Consider the following 22,115-nt stretch of genomic DNA (forward strand, 5'->3'; position numbering starts at 1 on the left):
ACTGAGGACAAGCCCTCGGCCTATTAGTACCGGTCACCTCCACACGTTACCGTGCTTCCAGATCCGGCCTATCAACCCAGTCGTCTACTGGGAGCCTTACCCCATCAAGTGGGTGGGAGTCCTCATCTCGAAGCAGGCTTCCCGCTTAGATGCTTTCAGCGGTTATCCCTCCCGAACGTAGCCAACCAGCCATGCCCTTGGCAGAACAACTGGCACACCAGAGGTTCGTCCGTCCCGGTCCTCTCGTACTAGGGACAGCCCTTCTCAAGACTCCTACGCGCACAGCGGATAGGGACCGAACTGTCTCACGACGTTCTAAACCCAGCTCGCGTACCGCTTTAATGGGCGAACAGCCCAACCCTTGGGACCGACTCCAGCCCCAGGATGCGACGAGCCGACATCGAGGTGCCAAACCATCCCGTCGATATGGACTCTTGGGGAAGATCAGCCTGTTATCCCCGGGGTACCTTTTATCCGTTGAGCGACGGCGCTTCCACAAGCCACCGCCGGATCACTAGTCCCGACTTTCGTCCCTGCTCGACCCGTCGGTCTCACAGTCAAGCTCCCTTGTGCACTTACACTCAACACCTGATTGCCAACCAGGCTGAGGGAACCTTTGGGCGCCTCCGTTACTCTTTAGGAGGCAACCGCCCCAGTTAAACTACCCATCAGACACTGTCCCTGATCCGGATCACGGACCCAGGTTAGACATCCAGCACGACCAGAGTGGTATTTCAACGACGACTCCACGAACACTGGCGTGCCCGCTTCAAAGTCTCCCACCTATCCTACACAAGCCGAACCGAACACCAATATCAAACTGTAGTAAAGGTCCCGGGGTCTTTCCGTCCTGCTGCGCGAAACGAGCATCTTTACTCGTAGTGCAATTTCACCGGGCCTATGGTTGAGACAGTCGAGAAGTCGTTACGCCATTCGTGCAGGTCGGAACTTACCCGACAAGGAATTTCGCTACCTTAGGATGGTTATAGTTACCACCGCCGTTTACTGGCGCTTAAGTTCTCAGCTTCGCCACCCCGAAGAGTGACTAACCGGTCCCCTTAACGTTCCAGCACCGGGCAGGCGTCAGTCCGTATACATCGCCTTACGGCTTCGCACGGACCTGTGTTTTTAGTAAACAGTCGCTTCTCGCTGGTCTCTGCGGCCACCCCCAGCTCGAGGAGCAAGTCCTCTCACCAGACGTGGCCCCCCTTCTCCCGAAGTTACGGGGGCATTTTGCCGAGTTCCTTAACCATAGTTCACCCGAACGCCTCGGTATTCTCTACCTGACCACCTGAGTCGGTTTAGGGTACGGGCCGCCATGAAACTCGCTAGAGGCTTTTCTCGACAGCATAGGATCATCCACTTCACCACAATCGGCTCGGCATCAGGTCTCAGACTATGTGCCAGGCGGATTTACCTACCTGACGTCCTACACCCTTACCCCGGGACAACCACCGCCCGGGATGGACTACCTTCCTGCGTCACCCCATCACTCACCTACTGCAAGTCTGGTTCGTCGGCTCCACCACTCCCCTTTGCCCGAAGGCTCCAGGGCGGCTTCACGGACTTAGCATCGCCTGGTTCAATGTTTGACGCTTCACAGCGGGTACCGGAATATCAACCGGTTATCCATCGACTACGCCTGTCGGCCTCGCCTTAGGTCCCGACTTACCCTGGGCAGATCAGCTTGACCCAGGAACCCTTAGTCAATCGGCGCACACGTTTCTCACGTGTGAATCGCTACTCATGCCTGCATTCTCACTCGTGAACCGTCCACCACTGCCTTCCGGCGCGGCTTCACCCGGCACACGACGCTCCCCTACCCATCACAGCAGGCGTTGGCCCTATATGCTGCAATGACACGACTTCGGCGGTACGCTTGAGCCCCGCTACATTGTCGGCGCGGAATCACTAGACCAGTGAGCTATTACGCACTCTTTCAAGGGTGGCTGCTTCTAAGCCAACCTCCTGGTTGTCTCTGCGACTCCACATCCTTTCCCACTTAGCGTACGCTTAGGGGCCTTAGTCGATGCTCTGGGCTGTTTCCCTCTCGACCATGGAGCTTATCCCCCACAGTCTCACTGCCGCGCTCTCACTTACCGGCATTCGGAGTTTGGCTAAGGTCAGTAACCCGGTAGGGCCCATCGCCTATCCAGTGCTCTACCTCCGGCAAGAAACACACGACGCTGCACCTAAATGCATTTCGGGGAGAACCAGCTATCACGGAGTTTGATTGGCCTTTCACCCCTAACCACAGGTCATCCCCCAGGTTTTCAACCCTGGTGGGTTCGGTCCTCCACGAAGTCTTACCTCCGCTTCAACCTGCCCATGGCTAGATCACTCCGCTTCGGGTCTTGAGCGCGCTACTATACCGCCCTATTCGGACTCGCTTTCGCTACGGCTTCCCCACACGGGTTAACCTCGCAACACACCGCAAACTCGCAGGCTCATTCTTCAAAAGGCACGCAGTCACGAGACACCAGCAAGCTGATGTCCGACGCTCCCACGGCTTGTAGGCACACGGTTTCAGGTACTATTTCACTCCCCTCCCGGGGTACTTTTCACCATTCCCTCACGGTACTATCCGCTATCGGTCACCAGGGAATATTTAGGCTTAGCGGGTGGTCCCGCCAGATTCACACGGGATTTCTCGGGCCCCGTGCTACTTGGGTGTCTCTCAAACGAGCCGCTGACGTTTCGACTACGGGGGTCTTACCCTCTACGCCGGACCTTTCGCATGTCCTTCGTCTACATCAACGGTTTCTGACTCGCCTCACAGCCGGCAGACTGTGAAAGAGAGATCCCACAACCCCGTACACGCAACCCCTGCCGGGTCTCACACGTATACGGTTTAGCCTCATCCGGTTTCGCTCGCCACTACTCCCGGAATCACGGTTGTTTTCTCTTCCTGCGGGTACTGAGATGTTTCACTTCCCCGCGTTCCCTCCACATACCCTATGTGTTCAGGTATGGGTGACAGCCCATGACGACTGCCGGGTTTCCCCATTCGGAAACCCCCGGATCAAAGCCTGGTTGACGACTCCCCGGGGACTATCGTGGCCTCCCACGTCCTTCATCGGTTCCTGGTGCCAAGGCATCCACCGTGCGCCCTTAAAAACTTGGCCACAGATGCTCGCGTCCACTGTGCAGTTCTCAAACAACGACCAGCCACCCATCACCCCCGGTACAAACCGGAGTTCACTGGGGCCGGCTTCCGAAGCACAACCTCACGGCCGTTACTTCAGACACCCAACAGCGTGCCCGACACGATCAGTTGATGAGCTTCGCGTTCCACGCCGAAGCAGTACTAACGCTCTCATCCATACTGAACCGTGCCGAATAATCAACGTTCCACCCATGAGCAACCAGCATCAGACATTCGCCGATGTACTGGCCTCTGGACTGCCGAGGCAGCCTAGAAGTGCTCCTTAGAAAGGAGGTGATCCAGCCGCACCTTCCGGTACGGCTACCTTGTTACGACTTCGTCCCAATCGCCAGTCCCACCTTCGACAGCTCCCTCCCACAAGGGGTTGGGCCACCGGCTTCGGGTGTTACCGACTTTCGTGACGTGACGGGCGGTGTGTACAAGGCCCGGGAACGTATTCACCGCAGCAATGCTGATCTGCGATTACTAGCAACTCCGACTTCATGGGGTCGAGTTGCAGACCCCAATCCGAACTGAGACCGGCTTTTTGAGATTCGCTCCACCTCGCGGTATCGCAGCTCATTGTACCGGCCATTGTAGCACGTGTGCAGCCCAAGACATAAGGGGCATGATGACTTGACGTCGTCCCCACCTTCCTCCGAGTTGACCCCGGCGGTCTCCTGTGAGTCCCCATCACCCCGAAGGGCATGCTGGCAACACAGGACAAGGGTTGCGCTCGTTGCGGGACTTAACCCAACATCTCACGACACGAGCTGACGACAGCCATGCACCACCTGTACACCGACCACAAGGGGGCGCCTGTCTCCAGACGTTTCCGGTGCATGTCAAGCCTTGGTAAGGTTCTTCGCGTTGCGTCGAATTAAGCCACATGCTCCGCTGCTTGTGCGGGCCCCCGTCAATTCCTTTGAGTTTTAGCCTTGCGGCCGTACTCCCCAGGCGGGGAACTTAATGCGTTAGCTGCGGCACCGACGACGTGGAATGTCGCCAACACCTAGTTCCCACCGTTTACGGCGTGGACTACCAGGGTATCTAATCCTGTTCGCTCCCCACGCTTTCGCTCCTCAGCGTCAGTAATGGCCCAGAGATCCGCCTTCGCCACCGGTGTTCCTCCTGATATCTGCGCATTTCACCGCTACACCAGGAATTCCGATCTCCCCTACCACACTCTAGCTAGCCCGTATCGAATGCAGACCCGGGGTTAAGCCCCGGGCTTTCACACCCGACGTGACAAGCCGCCTACGAGCTCTTTACGCCCAATAATTCCGGACAACGCTTGCGCCCTACGTATTACCGCGGCTGCTGGCACGTAGTTAGCCGGCGCTTCTTCTGCAGGTACCGTCACTTTCGCTTCTTCCCTGCTGAAAGAGGTTTACAACCCGAAGGCCGTCATCCCTCACGCGGCGTCGCTGCATCAGGCTTTCGCCCATTGTGCAATATTCCCCACTGCTGCCTCCCGTAGGAGTCTGGGCCGTGTCTCAGTCCCAGTGTGGCCGGTCGCCCTCTCAGGCCGGCTACCCGTCGTCGCCTTGGTGAGCCATTACCTCACCAACAAGCTGATAGGCCGCGGGCTCATCCTTCACCGCCGGAGCTTTCGACCCTCACAGATGCCTGCGAGAGTGATATCCGGTATTAGACCCCGTTTCCAGGGCTTGTCCCAGAGTGAAGGGCAGATTGCCCACGTGTTACTCACCCGTTCGCCACTAATCCCCACCGAAGTGGTTCATCGTTCGACTTGCATGTGTTAAGCACGCCGCCAGCGTTCGTCCTGAGCCAGGATCAAACTCTCCGTGAATGTTTTCCCGTAATCGGGATGAACACCACGAGAGCGGAACAGCCAGGCGGAATAAGCCCGGCCGTTCACAGCGTCCTCGCTGTGTTTTTTCAAAGGAACCTCGCCCCAGCAGATGCTGGAGACGGGGTATCAACATATCTGGCGTTGATTTTTGGCACGCTGTTGAGTTCTCAAGGAACGGACGCTTCCCTTGTACTCACCCTCTCGGGCTTTCCTCCGGGCGCTTCCCTTCGGTCTTGCATTTCCGACTCTATCAGATCTTTTTCGATCCGATTTCCTCGGCGCTTTCCAGGTTTCCGCTTTCGCGTTTCCCTTTCCGGCGTTTCCGACTTTATCAGAAGTTCCGGGCCGGACAGACCAGCCGCTCATTTCCGAATGATCGGGGGCTTCTCGGGAATCGATGTTCCGCTGAAGCAGACAGACGCTCACTCTGCCCGGTGGGACCTACATCCACTTCCAGGCAACTGTTCGAATCTACCTCCCCCACACGCTCCGTGTCAACGGCTCCTGTGGGGCGAAGAGGAGACTAGCAGTTGAACAGGCGTGTCCGCACATCAGGCCGCGGTCGGAACGGCGGCGCTGCGCTCGGCCGCCTCGACGTCGCCCGTCTCCCCGGCGCGGGCGGCACGTCCGCCGAGGACATAGACATACGCGAGGAAGGCCAGTTCAGCGACGACGCCGATGCTGATGCGTGCCCAGGTGGGCAGGCCCGATGGGGTGACGAAGCCTTCGATGGCGCCGGAGACGAAGAGGACCAGGGCCAGGCCTATCGCCATGCCGATCGCGGCTCGGCCCTCTTCTGCGAGGGCGGCGCGTCGGGTGCGGGGGCCCGGGTCGACGAGGGTCCAGCCGAGGCGTAGGCCTGTGCCGGCGGCGACGAAGACCGCGGTCAGTTCGAGGAGCCCGTGCGGCAGGACTAGGCCGAGGAAGGTGTCCAGGCGGCCTGCGGAGGACATCAGGCCGAAGCCGACGCCGAGGTTGAGCATGTTCTGGAAGAGGATCCAGAGCACCGGGAGGCCCAGGAAGACGCCGAGGATCAGACAGAGGGCGGCGGCCCAGGCGTTGTTCGTCCAGACCTGGGCCGCGAAAGACGCCGCAGGGTGACTGGAGTAGTACGTCTCGTACTGACCGCCGGGGCGGGTGAGCTCGCGCAGTTCGCTGGGGGCCGCGATGGTGGCCTGTACTTCGGGATGGGCGCCTATCCACCAGCCCAGCAGGGCCGCAACGAGGGTGGAGAGGAGTGCTGTGGGGACCCACCAGTGGCGCGAACGGTAGACCGCGGCGGGGAATCCGTGGGTGAGGAAGTGGGTGACATCGCGCCAGGAGGCGCGTCGGGTCCCTGTGACGGCACTACGTGCGCGTGCCACCAGTTGGCTGAGGCGACCGGTCAGCTGAGGGTCGGGGGCGCTGGACTGGATCAGGGAGAGGTGGGTGGCGGTGCGCTGGTAGAGGGTGACGAGTTCGTCGGCCTCGGCACCGGTGAGGCGGCGCTGGCGTCCGAGGAGGGCGTCGAGGCGGTCCCACTCGGCTCGGTGGGCGGTGACGAAGACGTCGAGGTCCATCTGCTTTCCTGCTCCCCCGTTGTTCGTCGGCGACTCATCGTGGACGTCAGCTTGTCGTACTGCGGCGCGATGCGCCCTCAGCTTGGCAGACTGGCCATTCCAAAGGCAGGTCAGGGGAAGGGCGGACGGCGTGAGTGAGCTGGTCACGGGCGAGGCGGTGGCGCTGGAGTTGCGCCCCGCGAAGCTGCCCAGCAGGGCCCTGGCCGTGCTGCTCGATCTGGCTGTGGCCGTGATCGCCTACATCGTCGTCACGATTGGTGTGGTGGCGGCCACCGCTTCTCTGGACGAGGCGGCGCAGACCGCCCTGTCCATCGCGATGTTCGTTCTGCTGCTGGTCGGCGGGCCGATCGCGGTCGAGACGCTGAGTCACGGGCGCTCTCTCGGGAAGCTTGCGTGCGGGCTGCGGGTGGTGCGTGACGACGGCGGACCGATCCGGTTCCGGCACGCACTGGTGCGCGGCCTCATAGGCGTGATCGAGATTCTGATGACGCTGGGCGTCGTCGCTGTCATCTCTTCGCTGGTGTCCGCGCGCGGGCGGCGTCTCGGTGACGTGTTCGCCGGGACGCTCGTCGTACGGGAACGAGTGCCCCTCGCGCGGACGGGCTTCGTTCCCCCGCCTCCGCCGTGGTTGGCCGGGCGGTTCACGGGGCTTGATCTGTCGGCGGTTCCCGATGGCCTGTGGCTCGCCATTCGCCAGTACCTGACTCGGATGCAGCAACTCGACCCTCAGGTCGGCTGGAGCATGGCGGAGCGCCTCGCGACGGATCTCGCGGCGCGTACGGGTTCTCCGGCGCCGCAGGGTGTGCCGCCGGCGGCGTATCTGGCGGCGGTTCTGCAGGAACGGCAGACGCGGGAGGCGCGGCGGGCCTTCGGCAGCGGACCGGCTGCGGGCGGGACGGCCGGCGGCGCAGGTGCTGCGGGCAGTGGCAAAGCCGCGGCCGGCGGACCGGGCGCGTACGGCCCACCCGTCATGCCGCCGCCCGCCGCTGCATCACCGCACCACGCCGTACGGCAGCCTCCGGCGCCCCACGACGCTGCATCGGACGACCGGCCCGCCACCGGCTTTGCGCCACCGGCCTAGTCGCTCAAGCGAACGTCGACGGCGGCGAGTCCAGGTCCTCCAGCTCGATGCCCGGGGCCGCGAGGACCACGTCGCCCGCGATGTGTACGGCGTGCTGCTCGCCCGTGTCCAGGGCTGTGACCTGGTATTCGTCCACGGTCAGAGGGGCGTTGTCAGTGGCGTGTGTTTGTCTGTTCACCAGGGCCCAGGACTGGTCCACGGTGCGCGGGGCCAGGACCGGGTCCGTGAGCGCCACGAGGCGGACGCGGGTTGCCGAATCGGAGGGGGTGAGGCGCAGGAGACGAGTGGTGGCGATGAGGAACGCGGGGGACGTCCCGGTGAAGGCATGGGCGCGCACATTGCCTTCCGTGGCCTGGTCCCCGGTGGGGTCGGTACGGACCCAGGTGACGCCGTCGAGGGCGGCACCGCGTACCTGCCAGCCACCTGCGTGGAGTTCGAGCCGGAGGGGGCGGCCGAGTTCGTCCAGGGTGAGGTCGACGGAGCCGCTGTGATCGCCCGCAGGGGTGGTCAGCTGGGAGACGTAGCGCCAGCCGGAAGGGCCGGGGGCGCAGTGGAAGTGCTCTTCTGCGAGGGGGGTGTGATCGTGCGGATCATGGAGCGAATAGCGGCCGCGGGGCATCGGGGTCCTGGGTCTTGATGGCTCTTGTGACTCTTGGTGGCTTGACGGTCTTGTCCGGCCGGACGGGGCACCTGGGTCGCGTGGACTGAAGAGGCCGCACGGCCAAAGGGGCAGGCCCCCGACACGGGGGTGCGGGGGCCTGCCTCTGAGGAGCGACTCGGCTCAGTAGCGGTAGTGGTCCGGCTTGAACGGACCCTCGACCTCTACGCCGATGTACGCGGCCTGCTCGGGGCGGAGCTTCGTCAGCTTCACGCCGAGCGAGTCCAGGTGGAGGCGCGCGACCTTCTCGTCCAGGTGCTTGGGCAGCGTGTAGACGCCGGTCGGGTAGGCGTCCGGCTTGGTGAACAGCTCGATCTGGGCCAGGGTCTGGTCCGCGAAGGAGTTGGACATCACGAAGGACGGGTGACCGGTGGCGTTGCCCAGGTTCAGCAGGCGGCCCTCGGACAGGACGATGAGCACCTTGCCGTCAGGGAACGTCCAGGTGTGGACCTGCGGCTTGACCTCGTCCTTGACGATGCCCGGGACCTTGGCGAGGCCGGCCATGTCGATCTCGTTGTCGAAGTGGCCGATGTTGCCGACGATCGCCTGGTGCTTCATCTTGGCCATGTCCGAGGCCATGATGATGTCCTTGTTGCCGGTCGTGGTGATGAAGATGTCGGCCTTGTCGATGACCTCGTCGAGGGTCGTGACCTGGTAGCCGTCCATCGCCGCCTGGAGCGCGCAGATCGGGTCGATCTCGGTGACGATCACGCGGGCGCCCTGTCCGCGCAGGGACTCCGCGCAGCCCTTGCCCACGTCGCCGTAGCCGCAGACGACCGCGGTCTTGCCGCCGATCAGGACGTCGGTGGCGCGGTTGATGCCGTCGATCAGGGAGTGGCGGCAGCCGTACTTGTTGTCGAACTTCGACTTGGTGACGGCGTCGTTCACGTTGATCGCCGGGAACAGGAGGACGCCGTCGCGCTGCATCTCGTACAGGCGGTGGACGCCGGTCGTGGTCTCCTCGGTCACGCCGCGGATCTCGGAGGCCAGCTGGGTCCACTTCTGCGAGCCGTCCGTGATGGTGCGGTGCAGGAGTTCGAGGATGACGCGGTGCTCGTCGGACTCGGCGGTGTCGACGTCCGGAACCTTGCCGTCCTTCTCGTACTCGACGCCCTTGTGGACGAGGAGGGTGGCGTCACCGCCGTCGTCGAGGATCATGTTCGGGCCGCCGGTGGGGCTGTCCGGCCAGGTCAGGGCCTGCTCCGTGCACCACCAGTACTCCTCCAGGGTCTCGCCCTTCCAGGCGAAGACCGGGATGCCCTGCGGGTTGTCGGGCGTGCCGTTCGGGCCGACGGCGATCGCGGCGGCGGCGTGGTCCTGGGTGGAGAAGATGTTGCAGGACGCCCAGCGGACCTGGGCGCCGAGCGCGGCCAGGGTCTCGATGAGGACGGCGGTCTGCACGGTCATGTGCAGGGAGCCGGTGACGCGGGCGCCGGCCAGCGGCTGCGTCTCGGCGTACTCCTTGCGGATCGCCATCAGGCCGGGCATCTCATGCTCGGCGAGGGTGATCTCCTTGCGGCCGAACTCGGCCAGGGAGAGGTCGGCGACCTTGAAGTCCTGTCGGTGGTCGACAGTCGTCATTACGAGCTGCTCCTCGGGATCGGGGCGAGGTGGGTACGGCTGGTCTGCGCGGCGGCGGACACAGGGGTGCCCGAAGAGGACACAGGCATGCCCGCGTGCGCGCAGCACAGTCCGTCGGAGGCCCTCTCTCCCTCGGTCGGTCCGCGTCGGGACCGCCCGACCGCCATCAGCAGCGACGTCTGGCTCTGTCCCAAGCTACACCGGGAGGCCGGGCCGTCCCCAGTCCGCCTGCGAACAGTTCGCGCCATCACGGGGTTCGGAGCGGGGAGGGCGGAGGGGTCGCCCGGGGCAGCGGCAGGTGGTGACGGTGGTGTGCGGGAGTGCTGTGCGGGAGCGATAACAGGACACCAACGAAGGGCGCGCAGGAGGCGACAGAGCGGGAGGATGCGGGGCATTCGCGCCTTTGAGTCTGCGGCGAGGTGGTGCAGGATGCCCGGGAGTTCTGAACAACTGATCGATCTCGCGGGGCGTCCGGGACGGCGTCGCCGCGTGACAAAGGCGTTAGGAGATCGACGTGACGAGTCCGGCCGGCCCTCCCCCCACGGGCGGCGGCAGTGGCGAGCAGAAGCGGTTGAGGTTGCTCGCGGTGACCGCGTGCCCGACCGGCATCGCCCACACGTACATGGCGGCTGAGAAGCTCGCGCAGGCCGCCGAGAGCCGCGGTATCGACATGAAGGTGGAGACGCAGGGATCCATCGGGGCTGAAAACGTTCTCGATGACAACGATGTCAAGCACGCGGACGGCGTCATCGTCGCTGCGGACAAGGACGTGGACCTGAGCCGTTTCGCGGGCAAGCGGGTCCTGACGGTCGGGGTGGCCGAGGGCATTCGCCGCCCCGAGCGGCTGATCGAGCAGGTGCTGTCGGCGCCCGTGCACACGGAAGGGGGCGCCCCCACCGCCCCCGCGGGCGGCGGCGGCAGGGAGCGGAGCGTCGGGTACAAGGCGCTGATGAACGGGGTCAGTTACATGATCCCGTTCGTCGTGGTCGGCGGGCTGCTGATCGCGATCTCGCTCTCGCTCGGCGGGCACACCGACCCGTCGGGCGGTCTGGTCATCCCGAAGGACTCCTTCTGGATGGACGTGAACAACATCGGCGTGATCGGCTTCACGCTGATGGTGCCGATTCTGTCCGGTTACATCGCGTATGCCATCGGGGATCGACCCGCGCTCGTGCCGGGCATGATCGGTGGCTGGATCGCCAACACCGGCTCGCTGTACGACTCCGAGGCGGGCGCCGGGTTCATCGGGGCGATCGTGACCGGCTTCCTCGCCGGGTATCTGGTGCTGTGGATCAAGAAGATCAAGGTCCCGAAGTTCGCGCAGCCGATCATGCCGATCATCGTGATCCCGATCGTGGCGACCACGGCGCTCGGCCTGTTCTTCATCTACGTCATCGGGAAGCCGATCTCGTGGGTGTTCGAGCACCTGACCACCTGGCTCAGCGGGATGACCGGCACGAGCGCGATCCTGCTCGGGGCGATTCTGGGGCTGATGATCGCGTTCGACATGGGCGGGCCGGTCAACAAGACGGCGTTCCTGTTCGGCGCCGGGCTCATCGCGACCGGCAACCAGACGGTCATGGGCATGTGCGCGGCGGCGATCCCCGTCATGCCGTTGGGTCAGGGCCTCGCCACGCTGATACGCAAGCGGCTCTACTCCGAGCAGGAGCGGGAGACGGGACTCGCCTCGCTGTTCATGGGCTGCTTCGGCATCTCCGAGGGCGCGATCCCGTTCGCCGCGGCGCGACCCGCGCAGGTCATCCCGGCCAACATGCTCGGCGGCGCGGTCGCCGGTGCGATCGCCGGGGTCGCCGGCGTCGAGGACGCGGTGCCGCACGGCGGGCCGATCGTGGCGGTGCTGGGCGCGGTGAGCGGCGTGCCGATGTTCTTCGTGGCCGTGCTGATCGGCACGGCCGTCACCGCGCTGACGACGGTCGCCCTGGTCGACCTCGGTGAGCGCAGGCGGCGTGGGCAGGCGGTTCCCGGTGCGGCGGTCGGGCTTGAGCCCGTGCTGGTCGGGGCGGGGGTCGGAGCACCGGGTGCTGGTGCCGCCGTGGGAGCGCCGGACGCTGGTGGTGTCGTGGCGCAGCGGGTCGTACCCGAGTCAGCGACTGCCCCGGCCGAAGTCCTCTCCGGCTATCTCACCGAGCAGACCGTCAAGGTCGAACTCGAGGCCACCGACAAGGAGTCCGCCATCCGCGAGATGGCGGGGCTGCTGGCAGGTGCCGGCAAGGTCGCGGACGTCGACGAGTTGGTGGCGACCGCGCTTCGGCGGGAGGCGCAGGGCACGACCGGGCTCGGTGAGGAGATCGCGATTCCGCATGCCAAGACGGAGGCGGTGACGGCGCCGATCGTCGGTTTCGCGCGGTCCGCGGAGGGCGTCGAGTGGGGCTCACCGGACGGTACGCAGGCGAGGCTGGTGTTCATGATCGCCGTACCGGAGGCGGCCGCGGGCGATGAGCATCTGCGGATTCTGGCGCTGCTGTCACGGAAGTTGATGGACGCCGGGTTCCGGGAGCGGCTGCTGGCGGCCGGTGACGAGCGGGCGGTGCTGGGTGTGCTGAGCGAGATCCGGTAGCCGGTGCGGGCCCGCGGCCGTCATGCCGTGGGCCCGCACGCACGGACGGTTCACAGACGGCCGCTACTCTCGGCCGCCGCGGATGTTCCGTGTGGGGAGGGAGTGGCGAGAGTGGCAATGGGGCAGGCGCGAAGACTCGCGGTTACGGCGTGGTTGGTGGGTCCCTTGGGGCTGGTGCTCGTGATCGCGTCCGTGCTGTGGCTGCGGACGGGTTATGTGCTGTCGACCGTGTCGAGCGAGAACATGACGCCGACGTACGCCGTCGGGGACCGGATCGTCGCCGAGCGCGTCGACGGGGACGAGGTGAGGCGGGGTGACGTGGTGCTGTACGCGGCGCCGGAGCGCTACCCGGGCGGGGTGACCGTCATGCAGCGTGTCATCGGCGTCGGCGGCGACCGTGTCGTGTGCTGCGAGAACGCGGGCACGGCGCGCGAGCGGATCACCATCGACGGGAAGCCGCTCAGCGAGTCGTATGTGCAGGACGGCGTCGCCGACGGGATGCATCGGCCGTACGACGTGGCTGTGCCGGAGGGCCGGCTGTTCCTGCTCGGTGACCACCGCGTGAACTCACGCGATTCGCGCTTCTTCGCCGATGATCACGGCGGGACGGTGCCCGTCGGGGCGGTCGTGGGCCGGGTGACCGACAGCTCTGTGATGCCGCTGCTGCTCGCCGGGGCCGCGCTGCTCGGGCTTCTGCTGGCGCTCGTCGGAATCGTGTTCGGGTTCGCGGCACGGAACGTCCGGAAGCGGCCGGCGCAACTGGTGTTGTGGCCCGAGCACTTGTGATCGGACCGGAGGCCGGGATACGCGACGGGGGCCCGCCGAGTCGTTCGGCGGGCCCCCGTCACGGTCGTACGGACCTCAGTGCTCGGTGCCGTGCGGCGCGGCCGGTCCGCCGGGCGCCGCCTCGCGGTCGGCGCCCTTCGCCGCCTCGGCCTCGCTGTAGATGTCGGGTTCGAGGTAGATCACGCGGGCGATCGGGACGGCCTCGCGGATGCGGGCCTCGGCGGCGTCGATGGCGGAGGCGATCTCGGTGGCCGTGTCGTCGTGCTGGACGGCGATCTTGGCGGCGACCAGGAGCTCCTCGGGACCGAGGTGGAGCGTGCGCATGTGGATGATGCGGGTGACGACGTCGCCGTCGACGATCGCGGCCTCGATCTTCTGGACGTCCTCGACGCCCGCGGACTCACCGAGCAGCAGCGACTTGGTCTCGATGGCCAGGACGACGGCGATCAGGACGAGCAGGATGCCGATGCAGATGGTGCCGATGCCGTCCCAGACGCCGTCGCCGGTGAGCAGGGCCAGGCTGACACCGCCCAGGGCGAGGACCAGACCGACCAGCGCGCCGAGGTCCTCCAGGAGGACGACGGGCAGTTCGGGGGCCTTGGCGTGGCGGACGAACTCCTTCCAGGACTTCCTGCCCCGGAGGACGTTGGACTCCTTGATGGCCGTACGGAAGGAGAAGGTCTCGGCGATGATCGCGAACACGAGGACGCCGACCGGCCAGTACCAGTGCTCGATCTCGTGCGGGTGCTTGATCTTCTCGTAGCCCTCGTAGAGGGCGAACATGCCGCCGACGGAGAACAGGATGATCGAGACGAGGAAGGCGTAGATGTAGCGCTCGCGGCCGTAGCCGAAGGGGTGCTGCGGGGTCGCCTCGCGTTTGGCCTTCTTGCCGCCGACCAGCAGCAGGGCCTGGTTGCCGGAGTCGGCGAGCGAGTGCACGCCCTCGGCGAGCATCGACGACGAGCCGCTGAACGCGAACGCCACGAACTTCGCTGCCGCGATCGCGAGGTTGGCGGCGAGTGCCGCCACGATCGCCTTGGTTCCGCCTGACGCGCTCATGTGTCGCGTTGTCCCTTCACCTTCGGAGCATTGGAGCCTTCGTGGCCTTCGTACGTACGCCGGCCGGGCGTCACCGAGGGGAGCGCGCGGCCCCCGATCGGCTTTGCCCGTCCTTTGCCGGTGGGCCATTGTTGCAGCCCGGTCCGACAACGGCGCGCCGGGTCGTCCGATGCCCTCGGTCAGGCGACGACCGTGGCCCGGAAGACCGTACCGGCACCGGACACTTCGGCCTTTTCTCCCGCCGGTACGAAGACAGACTGACCCGGGGTCAGCTCGTGCTCTCCGGCGCGGACGGAACCCGCCGTGCAGAGCAGGATCTGCGGGGTCGCGCGCGTGAGGTCGTGAGCGGTGGTGCCCTCCGGGAGGACGTACCGGGACAGCCGGAACTCGTCGATCGGGGTCTCGTAGACCTCCTCGCCGTCCGGGGCGGCCTCGGGGCGCAGCACGCCCGGGTCGCTCGGCTCGAAGCGGACGATGCGCAGGAGTTCGGGGACGTCGACGTGCTTGGGGGTGAGGCCGCAGCGCAGGACGTTGTCGGAGTTGGCCATGATCTCGACGCCGAGGCCGTTGAGGTAGGCGTGCGGGATGCCTGCGCCGAGGAACAGGGCCTCGCCGGGCTGCAGGCGGACGTGGTTGAGGAGCATGGCGGCGATGACGCCGGGATCACCCGGGTAGTGGTGGGCGATGTCGGCGTACGGGGCGTACTCGCCGCCGAGGCGTGTGCAGGCGGTGGCGGCCTCGGCGACGGTGTGGGCCATCTCGTCCGGGTCGGCAGTGAGGATCGCGGTGAGCACCTCGCGCAGGGCCGCGTCCTCGGGGTGGGCGTGCAGCAGATCGACGTACGGCTTCAGGGAGTCGACGCCCAGGCCGGCGAGCAGGTCGGCGACCTGGAGGGGGTCGCGGAAGCCGCACAGGCCGTCGAACTCGGTGAGCGCGCAGATCAGTTCGGGCTTGTGGTTGGCGTCCTTGTAGTTGCGGTGACCGGCGTCCACGGGGATGTGGCGGCGCTCTTCGTCCTCGTAACCCTCCTTCGCCTGCTCCAGGTTGGGGTGCACCTGGAGGGAGAGCGGGGCTCCGGCGGCGAGGATCTTGAGCAGGAAGGGCAGGCGGGGGCCGAACTTCGCGACGGCCGCGGCGCCCAGCTCGCGTTCCGGGTCTGCCTCGATGACCTCGACCAGCGTGCCGCGCTCGGTGCGCGAGGGTGCCCCCGGGTGCGCGCCCATCCACATCTCCGCCTGCGGTTCGCCGGTCGGCTCGGCGCCGAGGAGTTCCGGGATCGCGGTGGTGGAACCCCAGGCGTAGGGGCGGACGGTGTTGTCGAGGCGGTCCATGCGGGTGTCTGCCTGCTCTCTGCGAGTCGAGTACGACGGCTTCTCTTCGTGGGGGACGCGGGTTCGCCTGGTGTACGGCTGCCGGTTCCTCGGTTCCTCGTCGGTTGCTCTTCGGTTCCTCGTCGGTTCCTCTGCCGTACGGCTGCCAGGGCGCCCTGGGACAGATCAGGCTCCCGAAGCGAGCGCCAGGTAAATGGCGGCGAAATCCGTGATGGCGATCAGTTCCGCGAGGGTCTCGAGTTCGCCGCCGGGCTCCGGTTCCAGCTCGCTGATCGGTGTGTCGTGGCTGAGGGCCAGGTCGCGGGCGGCGGGCGCGGCGGTGAGGCCGCTGAGCGGGCGGTCGCGCAGCAGCAGCACGCGCGCGTGCAGCGCGGGTGGCTCCTCCACGCGGTCGCGGAAGAAGTCGTCGGGATCGGCGCTCGCGGCGAGCTTGCCGGCGAGCAGGGCGTTGTGCGAGGCGAGCGCCTCGGGCAGCTCGGCGACGACAGCGGGGTGGCCGGAGAGTTCGGCGAGCGCGGCGGCGAAACGGCGGCCTGCCGGGCCTGCGGAGACGCCCTCGGTCCAGATCAGCGGGAGCGCGTCGGCGAGTTCGGCGGCCAGGGTCTTGGCGGGGTTGCTGTAGGTCGCGATGGCGGGACCGCAGCGTTCGGCGATGTGGTCGAGGCGGTCGGCGACCTTCTCCAGGGCGTCCGGCGGGGCGGTGAGCATGCCGGTGCGGTCGAGGAGCGCGAGGAGCGGCGTGAGCAGCGCCCACAGCACGCCGGGGGCGGAGGCGGCGATCGCCTCGTCCTGCTCGTAGGGCGCGGTCGCCATCGGCACGAACAGGCCATGGTTGTTGTGCACCGCCTCGGTGAGCGGGGAGTGGGCCGGGGCCACGGCGACGACCGTGCAGCCCCGGCGGTAGGCCTGCTCGGCGAGCAGGGACAGGCCCGGCTCGGTGCCGTCGGGGGTGGTGATCAGCAGCAGGTCGACGGAGCCGGCCCAGCCGGGCAGTTCCCAGCGCAGGGCGCCCGCGGCGGGGGCGACGCCGGCCGGGGCCAGTCGGGTGACGGGGCTGGTGGCGCCGACGAGAGTGCCGAGGAGGTCGGCTACGCAGGTGGCGGCGGTGCCGGAGCCCGCGAGGATGATGGCGCGGGGGCGGCCGTCGGGTTTGAGGTCGTGGACGCCGGCCTCGGCGGCGTGCCGGGCGGCGGTGCGGACGCGGGCGCCTGCTTCGGCCGCGCCGCGCAGCAGGGCACGGCGGTCGGCTTCGGCGAGCGCCTCCGGCGTGTCCAGCAGCGATTCGTCGAGCATGGGCGGCAGCCTCCGATCGCCGGGTCGTCTTGGGGGCGGGGTCGTGCGCGGGTTTGTGCGCCGGGGGGCTTTGCTCGGTCGCGGGTTGTCTTTGTTCTTCTTTGTACCGGTCGGCGGGCGGCGTTTGGGGCTGTACGGGGCATCCGTCTCGGCGCTTGTCCTTGTACGGTCGCCCGTCGTCTGTCGTCTGCCGCCCGGGGCGCACTGTCGCTCGGCGGTCGATTCCGTGCCGGTGGTCGGGTCCGTACGCCGGGGGCGGATGTCTGTACGCCGGGAACGACTCGCTTCTGGCCGGCGACCGGTGCTTTTGCGCTGGTGGCCGTCGTGTCGCGTTACGCGGGGCGGCGGGCCTCGTCGACGAGCAGAACGGGGATGCCGTCGCGGACGGGGTAAGCCAGGCCACAGTCCTGGCCGGTGCAGATCAGCTCGGTGTCCTGCTCCTTGAGGGGGGCGTGGCAGGCCGGGCAGGCGAGGATCTCCAGGAGGCCGGCTTCCAGCGGCATGGTGGGTCCCTTCTGGGGCGGGTGTGGGCGGTGCGTGCGTGTGCGGATGTGCCTGGTCAGCGTACCGCCGGTGGGGGCGGGGTGCCGGGGTTGGGCGGCGTGGTGGTTGCCGTCGGGGTTTTCGCCCCCGCCGCCCCTACCCGTCCCATCCCTTGAAGGGGCTCCGCCCCTTCGACCCCACCAGGGGGCTGCCGCCCCCGCCCCCTGGCCCCCCGCTTCGGCCTTCGGCCTCGTCCTCAAACGCCGGACGGGCTGGACATGCCCGGACCGGCGGCGTCAGGCTCTGATGATTCCCAGCACCTCGTCCCGTACCTTCGCCATCGTCGCCTCGTCCCGGGCCTCCGCGTTGAGGCGGAGGAGGGGTTCCGTGTTGGACGGGCGGACGTTGAACCACCAGTCGGGGGTCGTGATGGTCAGGCCGTCGAGTTCGTCGAGTTCCACGCCCTCCTGGGCCTCGTACGTGGCCTTGATGGCTGCGAGGCGGCCGGACTGGTCGGCGACGGTGGAGTTGATCTCGCCGGAGCCGGCGTAGCGGTCGTACTGGGCCACGAGTCCGGAGAGGGGGCCGTCCTGGCCGCCCAGGGCCGCGAGGACGTGGAGGGCGGCCAGCATGCCCGTGTCGGCGTTCCAGAAGTCCTTGAAGTAGTAGTGGGCGGAGTGTTCGCCGCCGAAGATGGCGCCGGACTTCGCCATTTCGGCCTTGATGAAGGAGTGGCCGACGCGGGTGCGGACCGGGGTGCCGCCGTTCTCCTTGACGACCTCCGGGACCGACCAGGAGGTGATCAGGTTGTGGATGATCGTGCCCTTGCCGCCGTGCTTGGCGAGTTCGCGTGAGGCCACCAGGGCGGTGATGGCGGACGGTGAGACGGGGTTGCCGTTCTCGTCGACGACGAAGCAGCGGTCGGCGTCGCCGTCGAAGGCGATGCCGAGGTCAGCGGACTCCTCACGGACCCGCTTCTGGAGGTCGACGATGTTCGCCGGGTCCAGCGGGTTCGCCTCGTGGTTCGGGAACGTGCCGTCCAGCTCGAAGTACATCGGGACGAGCGTGAGGGGCAGGCCGGCGAAGACCGTGGGGACGGTGTGGCCGCCCATGCCGTTGCCCGCGTCGACGACCACCTTCAGGGGGCGGACGGAGGTCAGGTCGACGAGGGAGCGGAGGTGGGCCGCGTAGTCCTCCAACGTGTCCCGCCGGGTGATCGTTCCCGTCCGCGCGGCCGGTGCCGGGGCTCCCGAATCGGTCCAGCCCTCGACCAGTTCTCGGATCTGCGCGAGGCCGGTGTCCTGGCCGACCGGGGCCGCGCCCGCGCGGCACATCTTGATGCCGTTGTACTGGGCCGGGTTGTGGGAGGCCGTGAACATCGCGCCCGGCAGGTCCAGCGCGCCCGAGGCGTAGTACAGCTGGTCGGTGGAGCACAGGCCGATCTCGGTGACGTCGACGCCCTGGGCCGCGGCGCCGCGCGCGAAGGCGCGGGACAGGCCGGGCGACGAGGGGCGCATGTCGTGACCGATGACGATCGCGCTCGCGCCTGTCACCTCGACGAAGGCGGCCCCGAAGAGCTCGGCCAGTGACTCGTCCCACTGGTCCGGGACGACTCCGCGCACGTCGTACGCCTTCACGAGCTGTGACAGATCAGTGGCCACGGCCAACCCTTCTGAAAGTCCTGTCGGTCACCCCAAACTACCCGCCCCCACTGACAGCGGGCTGTGCGGCCACAAAGCGGACTCCGAGCCGTAACCTCAGGTCAGCCCGGAGGTCAGGGCAGCATCCAGCCCAGCACAGGGGAACTCTGGCCGACCACGATCAGGCACATCACCAGCAGCAGGCCCAGACTCCACGGCAGGACCCGCCGCAGCAGGTCCCCCTCCCGGCCCGCGAGCCCCACGGCCGCGCACGCGATGGTGAGGTTCTGCGGCGAGATCATCTTGCCGAGCACACCACCTGAACTGTTGGCGGCGGCCAGGAGTTCCGGCGACAGCCCCGACTCGCGGGCCGCCGTCACCTGCAACGCGCCGAACAGCGCGTTGGCCGAGGTGTCCGACCCGGACACGGCCACACCGAACCAGCCCAGCACCGGCGACAGGAAGGCGAGTCCGGCGCCGGCCGCGGCCACGAAGTAGCCGATGGTGGCCGCCTGTCCGGAGAGGTTCATGACGTACGCGAGTGCCAGCACGGACGTCACGGTCAGGATGGCGAACCTCAGCTCGTACACGGTCGCGGCCCACTCCCTGACGGCCACGCGCGCGTGCACGCCGAGCACGACGGCCGTGCACAATCCGGCGATCAGCACGAGGGTGCCGCCGGTGGAGACGATCGGCCAGCTGAAGACATTGCCGCCGACCGGGTCCCCGTCCGGGTTCACGACGTCGAGGAAGGGCCAGTCGTACGTCTGGGTCGCCTTGGCCAGCCAGTCCTTGACCGCCGGGATCTGCGCGATGGAGAAGATCACGACGATCAGCGCGTAAGGCGCGTAGGCCCGCACGACTTCCCGTCGCGGGTCGTCCTCGTCCAACTCCTCACTGCGCGTGCCGGTCAGCACGGACGCGCGTACGGCCTCGGTGGCGGGCACACGCGCGTGCGGTACGGCGACGAGTGCGCCCGCCCCGGCCAAGGCGGCGCCGATGTCGGCGAGTTGCGCGGAGACGTAGTTGGAGGCGGCGAACTGGGCTACGGCGAAGGCGATTCCGCAGACGACCGCCGGCACCCAGGTCTCCCGCAGCCCTCGCCGTCCGTCCACGAGCCCGACCAGCACGAGCGGCACGATCAGGGCCAGCAAGGGCGTCTGGCGCCCCACCACGGAAGCCACGTCGTCCAGGGGAAGTCCGGTGACCTGGGCCAGTGTCACCACCGGCGTGCCCATCGCGCCGAAGGCCACCGGAGCGGTGTTGGCGACCAGCGCGACGACTGCCGCCCGCACCGGTTCGAAGCCCAGCGCGACGAGCATGACCGAACAGATCGCGACGGGCGCCCCGAACCCGGCGAGCGCTTCCAGCAGGGCCCCGAAGCAGAAGGCGACGACGAGCGCCTGGATGCGCGGATCGTCGGAGAGCCGCCCGAACGACCTGCGCAGGATGTCGAAATGCCGGGTGTGGACGGTCATCCGGTACACCCACAGGGCGTTGACGACGATCCACAGGATGGGGAAGAGCCCGAAGACGGCTCCCTGGGCGGCGCTGGAGAGCGTCTGACCGAGCGGCATGCCGTACGCGAGCCAGGCGACCAGAACGGCCGCCAGAAGCCCCGTGAGCCCCGCCAGGTGCGCTTTCATCCGGACGCCGCCCAGCAGGGCCAGGACGATCACGAGCGGCAGCGCCGCCACCAAGGCGGACAGGCCCAGTGAGCCTGCGACGGGTTCCAGTTCCTGGACGTACACGGGCGCCTCCCCGGATTCCGCCATGCGGAAAGCGATTTCTCGTTCCGGTATACGGAATGGTCGTGTCCGCGACAACCGCACGTCAATGCTCGTGCATCGCTCAACGAAACGAACACGCGAGACGACGCGCGGAACAGAGGGAGGACAGAGGGGAGAAGGCGGCGAAGAAGGGAGAAACCGGCCGTCAGTTGTCGGGCGACCGCAGCACCCGCAGGTGCCCCCGGCGCGCGACCTCCATCGGGTCGGCCCCGCGCCCCCCGCCCCCGCCGGCCTGCGCCGCCCGCTCCTGCGGACGTGCCGCCTCGCGCACGGCGTTGGCAAGCGCTTCCAGGTCATCCCCGCTGGGACGGGCCGGAGCCGAGCCGTCCAGCAGCCGCACGACCTCCCACCCGCGAGGGGCGGTGAGGCGCTCGGAGTGCTCGGCGCACAGGTCGTAACAGTGGGGTTCGGCGTAGGTGGCGAGCGGGCCGAGGACCGCGGTCGAGTCGGCGTAGACGTACGTCAGCGTCGCGACGGCGGGGCGGCCGCAAGCGGTGCGCGAACAGCGACGTACAGGGCTCACGACGTTGGACGGTACCGCACTCTTGAGCGGGCCGCGACGACTCTCCCCCAGGTCACTCCACCGTGTCGTGCTGTGAAACACCCCACACACCCCTTCTGTCCCAACTCGCTGACCTGCACGGAAGCCTGCCTCCGAGATCCGGAACGCCTCGCGGGTCGGTCACCACTCACCACAAACCCCGTCAATTACCTCGCCATCGACGGTCTGGGAGAGATACGGAAACGAGCCCAACCTTGGCTGGAATGGTCATCTGCCGACATGCCGTACGAGCGGCTGAACGCCACCCCTGCCACGACATGCGGATCGGACACGCACCGGCCACGAGGACTACGCTTCAGCAGTGATGGACACCCCTGTACCGCCCCGTGCCGCCGGCCCCGGGCCCCGCCGCCGTGATCGTCACGGGCGGGGCATGCGCGGCCCTATCGCACCACCCCAGGTCCCGCTCGCCGCGAGCCGTGCCGATGCCTTCGCCGACCTGGTGCAGGACTCCGTGGAACGCCTCGAACGCCGCTGGCCGCAGCTGGCCGACATCGATTTCCTGGTCCTGGAGGTCCCCCGCCTGGACGGCCGCACCTGGAACGACGAGGCGGTCCCCCTCGGCGGCACGATTCCCGCCCGCGAGGGGCGGCCGGGACGGGTGGTCATCTATCGACGGCCGGTGGAGATCCGCACGAAGGGGCGTGACGAGCGGGCTGCCCTGGTCCACGAGGTGGTCGTGGAACAAGTGGCGGAGCTGCTGGGGCTGACACCGGAGACGGTGGATCCCCGCTACGGGGAGGACTGACCGGC

The 22,115-nt window shown here is 67.2% G+C and carries 14 protein-coding genes and 2 rRNA genes; 4 read left to right on the top strand and 12 right to left on the bottom strand.

Annotation, left to right across the window (positions count from 1 at the left end; all coding sequences use genetic code 11):
* Positions 1–3: 3 nt before the first annotated feature.
* The 3 genes from ABIE67_RS19115 to ABIE67_RS19125 all read right to left on the bottom strand — a co-directional run bounded on the left by ABIE67_RS19115 (position 4) and on the right by ABIE67_RS19125 (position 6,520).
* Positions 4–3,125, bottom strand: a 23S ribosomal RNA gene (locus ABIE67_RS19115).
* A 307-nt stretch (positions 3,126–3,432) separates the two neighbouring features.
* Positions 3,433–4,958, bottom strand: a 16S ribosomal RNA gene (locus tag ABIE67_RS19120).
* The 16S and 23S rRNA genes sit together here, the layout of an rRNA operon.
* Before the next feature lie 554 nt (positions 4,959–5,512).
* The gene (locus ABIE67_RS19125; protein ID WP_370259039.1) at positions 5,513–6,520 is read right to left on the bottom strand and encodes a stage II sporulation protein M; all 1,008 of its coding nucleotides are present in this window, start codon (positions 6,518–6,520) and stop codon (positions 5,513–5,515) included.
* 130 nt (positions 6,521–6,650) lie between these two features.
* Here ABIE67_RS19125 and ABIE67_RS19130 point away from each other — a divergent pair, with 130 nt between their 5' ends.
* Positions 6,651–7,601: an RDD family protein gene (locus ABIE67_RS19130; RefSeq protein ID WP_370259040.1), complete on the top strand. Its 951-nt coding sequence runs from the start codon at positions 6,651–6,653 to the stop codon at positions 7,599–7,601.
* A gap of 4 nt (positions 7,602–7,605) precedes the next feature.
* Here ABIE67_RS19130 and ABIE67_RS19135 read toward each other — a convergent pair whose 3' ends face one another.
* Both ABIE67_RS19135 and ahcY read right to left on the bottom strand, forming a co-directional pair.
* Positions 7,606–8,220 carry a hypothetical protein gene (locus ABIE67_RS19135; RefSeq protein WP_370259041.1) on the bottom strand — a complete coding sequence of 205 codons (615 nt, stop codon included), beginning with the start codon at positions 8,218–8,220 and terminating at the stop codon, positions 7,606–7,608.
* Positions 8,221–8,382: 162 nt separating this feature from the next.
* On the bottom strand, positions 8,383–9,840 hold the full coding sequence (ahcY, locus tag ABIE67_RS19140) for an adenosylhomocysteinase (protein WP_370259042.1): 1,458 nt from the start codon (positions 9,838–9,840) through the stop codon (positions 8,383–8,385).
* Between the two features lie 514 nt (positions 9,841–10,354).
* Here ahcY and ABIE67_RS19145 point away from each other — a divergent pair.
* Entirely contained in the window at positions 10,355–12,418 is a 2,064-nt protein-coding gene (locus ABIE67_RS19145; RefSeq protein WP_370259043.1) for a fructose-specific PTS transporter subunit EIIC, read from the top strand.
* 174 nt (positions 12,419–12,592) lie between these two features.
* Entirely contained in the window at positions 12,593–13,204 is a 612-nt protein-coding gene (gene lepB, locus ABIE67_RS19150; RefSeq protein ID WP_370268730.1) for a signal peptidase I, read from the top strand.
* 75 nt (positions 13,205–13,279) lie between these two features.
* Here lepB and ABIE67_RS19155 read toward each other — a convergent pair whose 3' ends face one another.
* The 7 genes from ABIE67_RS19155 to ABIE67_RS19185 form a co-directional block, all read right to left on the bottom strand.
* Positions 13,280–14,263: a cation diffusion facilitator family transporter gene (locus ABIE67_RS19155; RefSeq protein ID WP_370259044.1), complete on the bottom strand. Its 984-nt coding sequence runs from the start codon at positions 14,261–14,263 to the stop codon at positions 13,280–13,282.
* 179 nt (positions 14,264–14,442) lie between these two features.
* The gene (gene manA, locus ABIE67_RS19160) at positions 14,443–15,594 is read right to left on the bottom strand and encodes a mannose-6-phosphate isomerase, class I (protein WP_370259045.1); all 1,152 of its coding nucleotides are present in this window, start codon (positions 15,592–15,594) and stop codon (positions 14,443–14,445) included.
* A 165-nt stretch (positions 15,595–15,759) separates the two neighbouring features.
* Positions 15,760–16,887 carry an SIS domain-containing protein gene (locus tag ABIE67_RS19165; RefSeq protein ID WP_370259046.1) on the bottom strand — a complete coding sequence of 376 codons (1,128 nt, stop codon included), beginning with the start codon at positions 16,885–16,887 and terminating at the stop codon, positions 15,760–15,762.
* Positions 16,888–17,219: 332 nt separating this feature from the next.
* Positions 17,220–17,390 carry a Trm112 family protein gene (locus ABIE67_RS19170; RefSeq protein WP_007382472.1) on the bottom strand — a complete coding sequence of 57 codons (171 nt, stop codon included), beginning with the start codon at positions 17,388–17,390 and terminating at the stop codon, positions 17,220–17,222.
* A 276-nt stretch (positions 17,391–17,666) separates the two neighbouring features.
* Entirely contained in the window at positions 17,667–19,031 is a 1,365-nt protein-coding gene (locus tag ABIE67_RS19175) for a phosphomannomutase/phosphoglucomutase (RefSeq protein WP_370259047.1), read from the bottom strand.
* A gap of 113 nt (positions 19,032–19,144) precedes the next feature.
* Positions 19,145–20,761, bottom strand: coding sequence for an L-lactate permease (locus ABIE67_RS19180; protein ID WP_370268732.1), 1,617 nt, complete (start codon positions 20,759–20,761; stop codon positions 19,145–19,147).
* Positions 20,762–20,945: 184 nt separating this feature from the next.
* Positions 20,946–21,323 (bottom strand): DUF3499 domain-containing protein, encoded by a 378-nt coding sequence (locus ABIE67_RS19185; protein ID WP_030053098.1) that lies wholly within the window; start codon positions 21,321–21,323, stop codon positions 20,946–20,948.
* A 343-nt stretch (positions 21,324–21,666) separates the two neighbouring features.
* Between ABIE67_RS19185 and ABIE67_RS19190 the strand changes: the two genes are divergently transcribed.
* Positions 21,667–22,110 (top strand): metallopeptidase family protein, encoded by a 444-nt coding sequence (locus ABIE67_RS19190; protein WP_370268734.1) that lies wholly within the window; start codon positions 21,667–21,669, stop codon positions 22,108–22,110.
* Positions 22,111–22,115: the final 5 nt, after the last annotated feature.

The sequence above is a fragment of the Streptomyces sp. V4I8 genome (genome assembly GCF_041261225.1).
Taxonomy (GTDB): Bacteria; Actinomycetota; Actinomycetes; order Streptomycetales; family Streptomycetaceae; genus Streptomyces.

Excerpts from the sequence above, each read along its gene's own strand:
- ABIE67_RS19165 (WP_370259046.1), bottom strand. The coding sequence starts at position 16,887 with ATGCTCGACGAATCGCTGCTGGACACGCCGGAGGCGCTCGCCGAAGCC.
- ABIE67_RS19125 (WP_370259039.1), bottom strand. The coding sequence starts at position 6,520 with ATGGACCTCGACGTCTTCGTCACCGCCCACCGAGCCGAGTGGGACCGC.
- ABIE67_RS19190 (WP_370268734.1), top strand. The coding sequence starts at position 21,667 with ATGGACACCCCTGTACCGCCCCGTGCCGCCGGCCCCGGGCCCCGCCGC.
- ABIE67_RS19135 (WP_370259041.1), bottom strand. The coding sequence starts at position 8,220 with ATGCCCCGCGGCCGCTATTCGCTCCATGATCCGCACGATCACACCCCC.
- ABIE67_RS19170 (WP_007382472.1), bottom strand. The coding sequence starts at position 17,390 with ATGCCGCTGGAAGCCGGCCTCCTGGAGATCCTCGCCTGCCCGGCCTGC.
- manA (WP_370259045.1), bottom strand. The coding sequence starts at position 15,594 with ATGGACCGCCTCGACAACACCGTCCGCCCCTACGCCTGGGGTTCCACC.
- ahcY (WP_370259042.1), bottom strand. The coding sequence starts at position 9,840 with ATGACGACTGTCGACCACCGACAGGACTTCAAGGTCGCCGACCTCTCC.
- ABIE67_RS19155 (WP_370259044.1), bottom strand. The coding sequence starts at position 14,263 with ATGAGCGCGTCAGGCGGAACCAAGGCGATCGTGGCGGCACTCGCCGCC.